The 3,899-nt window shown below is 39.2% G+C and carries 4 protein-coding genes; 2 read left to right on the forward strand and 2 right to left on the reverse strand.

Translation table 11 applies throughout. The annotated features are described in order from the left end of the window. Positions 1–102: 102 nt before the first annotated feature. Together H5201_RS22125 and H5201_RS22130 are read right to left on the reverse strand one after the other, a co-directional pair. Positions 103–879, reverse strand: a complete 777-nt coding sequence (locus H5201_RS22125) for an integrase arm-type DNA-binding domain-containing protein (protein ID WP_182785414.1) — start codon at positions 877–879, stop codon at positions 103–105. 183 nt (positions 880–1,062) lie between these two features. Continuing rightward, a complete protein-coding gene (locus H5201_RS22130) occupies positions 1,063–1,923 on the reverse strand; it encodes a YicC/YloC family endoribonuclease (protein ID WP_145237110.1) in 861 nt (286 codons plus the stop codon). A 178-nt stretch (positions 1,924–2,101) separates the two neighbouring features. Here H5201_RS22130 and rph point away from each other — a divergent pair, with 178 nt between their 5' ends. Next, positions 2,102–2,815 carry a ribonuclease PH gene (rph, locus tag H5201_RS22135; protein WP_145237114.1) on the forward strand — a complete coding sequence of 238 codons (714 nt, stop codon included), beginning with the start codon at positions 2,102–2,104 and terminating at the stop codon, positions 2,813–2,815. A gap of 20 nt (positions 2,816–2,835) precedes the next feature. After that, the gene (pyrE, locus tag H5201_RS22140; protein ID WP_182718103.1) at positions 2,836–3,480 is read left to right on the forward strand and encodes an orotate phosphoribosyltransferase; all 645 of its coding nucleotides are present in this window, start codon (positions 2,836–2,838) and stop codon (positions 3,478–3,480) included. Positions 3,481–3,899 lie beyond the last annotated feature (419 nt).

Consider the following 3,899-nt stretch of genomic DNA (forward strand, 5'->3'; position numbering starts at 1 on the left):
GATCGGCAAAATCATTAAGAACACAAAAGTGATCATTATCGCGTAATTTTCGTGATCAAAGCTTAATGAGAATAAGCGATCAAAGTTAATGCCATTGGGTGATCAAAGCTGGTGAGAATATGCAACAGCTAAATAATTCTCACGAATAAAGTGTGCATGATGCTCCCTCATAACTTGAAAAACAACTTTCAATTCATCCAAGGAAAGTGCACGGTCTCTAGATTTTTCACTACCTCCTGCATGCTTAGTTTTAAATGCCATTGCAGGATTATGATGAATTAACCCGAGTGTAACGCCATGATCAAAAAGTTGCTTAAGATACGTGAGCGTATCATTTACTATTGTTGGTCTGATGGTTTTCTTACGTTCTTTCACAAACTTTAAAACACTTCTAATATCTAGACCTGTGACATCACTTAGAGAAATACCACCTAATTTGGGCTTTATCTCCTGTTGATATATTCGCACGGGTATATTTGGATGTTCTAATCTACTAGTTACATCATCTAACCAATCTAAAGCCAGATCATCAACAGTATTATACTTACTTTGCTTCGTTCGTTTTTTCTCTGCTAAAGGATCCGTTCCCTGATTAACAAGAGCTCTCGCTTTTGCTAACTCATCTCTAGCATCCGAAAGCGGTAATTTATCTGGTCTCTTACCGTATGTACCCAGTGTCATGCGCTTAGGCTTATTGTGAATCTTGTATTGATAAACCCAGAAGCCAGTTCCTTGTGCGCTGATTCTAAAGTACAAATTTCTTTCTATTCGGGTGAAGCTCTCAACACCAGTATTTAATAATGCTTTTATAGTTGCATCATTAGTCATGCCTGATTTGATTTTACTTACTATTTCGAAATGCTTATTTGATGAACTCAAAGTGGGTGACCAAAAGTATGACAGATTATTGTAACCCTATATCCTTGAAAAATATCTGTCAAATAACCTGTCATACTTATATTTTTATTTAACTAGATAAAACAAGAGCAAACCAAAATAAAAACATACTCTTATTACTTGTTTTAAAACGTTAAATTTATCTAGTTACACCTAGTTTTGTATTTATTCTATATTCTGGATCTGCTCACGCATTTGCTCTATCAATACTTTAAGCTCAACCGCAGCATTGGTGATGTCGCTATTGATTGATTTAGAGGCGAGGGTGTTGGCTTCGCGGTTAAACTCTTGCATCATAAAATCTAAACGACGACCACAAGCGCCACCTTTTTTAAGGATTTTTTTAGTTTCTTTGACATGAGATTTTAAACGGTCTAGTTCTTCAGCTACGTCTTGTTTTTGTGCAAGGTAGATGAGCTCTTGCTCAAGGCGAGCTTCGTCAATATTTGCAGTTAAATCTTCTAATTTTTGTGCTAATTTTTCACGCTGCCATTTGGCAATTTCTGGCATGTGAGTTTCAACAATCGCTACTTGCTCTAAAATAGCATCAAGGCGAGTGGCTATCATCTCTTCAAGATTAGCGCCTTCATCACCACGTGCAGATTTAAAATCTTCAATCACTTGATCAAAACCAGCAATGAGTGCGGTGTTAACGCTATCCATATCTAGTTCTTCAGCTTCCATAACACCAGGCCAACGTAAGATGTCGACAGGATTAATATCGCCATTACTTTGTTGTTGCACCCATTTGGCGCTATTGATCAGTTGTGCAGCCAACGCCTCATTAATTGAAAGCTCACCAACATGGGCTGGGTTTGCCACAAACTTTAAGAACACTTCAACCTTGCCGCGTTGTAAATGTTTACGTAGGCGCTCACGGATCACCGGCTCCATGCCACGAAATTGCTCAGGTGCGCGAATAAAGGTTTCAAGGTAGCGTTGGTTAACTGAACGAACTTCCCACGTGCCAGTGCCCCAATCGCCTTTTATTTCGCGACGCGCGTAAGCAGTCATACTGTGGATCATGGATGGTTTCCTAGTTTTATTAAACAATATTAAAAGTGATTATACCGTAACACTGGTTAAGCTCTAGCGGAAATTTTTGTTGCTGCGAATTTTACAATTTGCTTTTGTTTAAATCAGCATGGCATCTACAGCTATATATACATATAATGTGGGAAATTCTGAATTAAGGGGATCGTGAATGCGTCCAAGCGAAAGAACACCTAACCAAATTAGACCGGTTACATTTACACGTAATTACACTTTGCATGCTGAAGGCTCTGTGTTGGTTGAGTTTGGTAACACAAAAGTACTTTGTACAGCCACTGTTGAATCAGGTGTACCGCGTTTTATGAAAGGCCAAGGTAAAGGCTGGATCACAGCTGAGTACGGTATGTTACCGCGCTCTACCCATACCCGAAATGGCCGTGAAGCGGCGCGTGGCAAGCAAAGCGGTCGTACTATGGAAATTCAACGTTTAATTGCACGCGCACTTCGTGCCGCAGTTGATTTAAAAGCGTTAGGCGAAAATACCATTACTATTGATTGTGATGTTATTCAAGCTGATGGCGGAACTCGTACTGCATCAATCAGTGGTGCTTGTGTTGCTCTAGTCGATGCGTTAACACATATGCGTAGCAAGGGTATGATCAATTCAAATCCTCTTAAATTTATGATTGCAGCTATTTCGGTAGGTATTTATAAAGGCCAAGCTATTAGCGATTTAGAATATTTAGAAGATTCTGACGCTGAAACAGATATGAACGTAATTCTGACCGAAACAGGTAAAATTATTGAAGTGCAGGGTACAGCCGAGGGCGAACCTTTCTCGTTTGATGAGCTTGATGAATTACTCACTCTTGCGAAGCATTCAATCCGCGAAATCATTGACGTTCAGAAGCAAGCATTAGCTTAATAAGTAATAGGTTTATAGTAATGAAAGATTATCAAATAGAGTTTATTGAATTCGCCTTAGAAAAACAGGTGTTAAAGTTTGGTGAGTTTACTTTAAAGTCTGGCCGTACTAGCCCTTACTTCTTTAATGCGGGGTTGTTTAATACAGGTCGTGACCTTGCACGTCTTGGTCGTTTTTATGCTGCCGCCCTTGAAGATGCAGGCATTGAATATGATGTTTTATTCGGTCCTGCTTATAAAGGTATTCCAATTGCAACAACTACCGCAGTAGCACTTGCAGATCATCACAATAAAGATGTGCCTTATTGCTTTAACCGTAAAGAGAAGAAAGCACACGGTGAAGGCGGCACATTAGTCGGCTCTGAGCTAAAAGGCAAAATCATGTTAGTAGATGACGTGATCACTGCTGGCACAGCAATTCGTGAGTCTATGGAAATCATTGCACAAAACGGCGCGGACTTAAGTGGCGTACTAATAGCTCTTGATCGTCAAGAAAAAGGTAAAGCTGAGCTTTCTGCAATTCAAGAAGTAGAACGTGACTTTGCTACTAAAGTTGTTTCGATAGTAAAACTGGCCGATCTTATTAGTTATCTTGAAAGCAAAGGTACTATGAATGAGCACCTAGCATCTGTAAAAGCCTACCGAGAGCAATACGGTATTGCTTAACCTAAATTGTTTATTGAATTTAGCAAAAAAAGCCCGGTGAATTTCACTGGGCTTTTTTATGTTATGTCGCGTGATTGAGTTATTAAAACGTAAATTAAGTATAGATTTTGTGGTGTTTGGTATGAATCATAACCGAACAGCACTTTATTTCAAGTTTTCTTTAAAAAACGCTTGCGTAAAATTCGCCGCGCCCTATAATGCGACCCCACTGAGACGGCAGACAGCAACGCTTAGCGAGGCAAGAGTTAATCAGTCAGTCGAGTAAAACTTAAGTTTAGATTTTTAAGAAAGTTTAAAATTAAGTGTTGACAAAAAAATAGGAAAGCGTAATATGCGCAGCCCTAGCGAGATAAAGTTTAACTTTAACCGCAACGTTCTTTAACAATATAAAGCAATCATCTGTGTGGGCACTCGTACAG

It is taken from the genome of Pseudoalteromonas sp. SG43-6, from assembly GCF_014164365.1.
GTDB classification, from domain to species: Bacteria; Pseudomonadota; Gammaproteobacteria; order Enterobacterales; family Alteromonadaceae; genus Pseudoalteromonas; species Pseudoalteromonas rhizosphaerae.

Excerpts from the sequence above, each read along its gene's own strand:
- H5201_RS22130 (WP_145237110.1), bottom strand. The coding sequence starts at position 1,923 with ATGATCCACAGTATGACTGCTTACGCGCGTCGCGAAATAAAAGGCGAT.
- pyrE (WP_182718103.1), top strand. The coding sequence starts at position 2,836 with ATGAAAGATTATCAAATAGAGTTTATTGAATTCGCCTTAGAAAAACAG.
- rph (WP_145237114.1), top strand. The coding sequence starts at position 2,102 with ATGCGTCCAAGCGAAAGAACACCTAACCAAATTAGACCGGTTACATTT.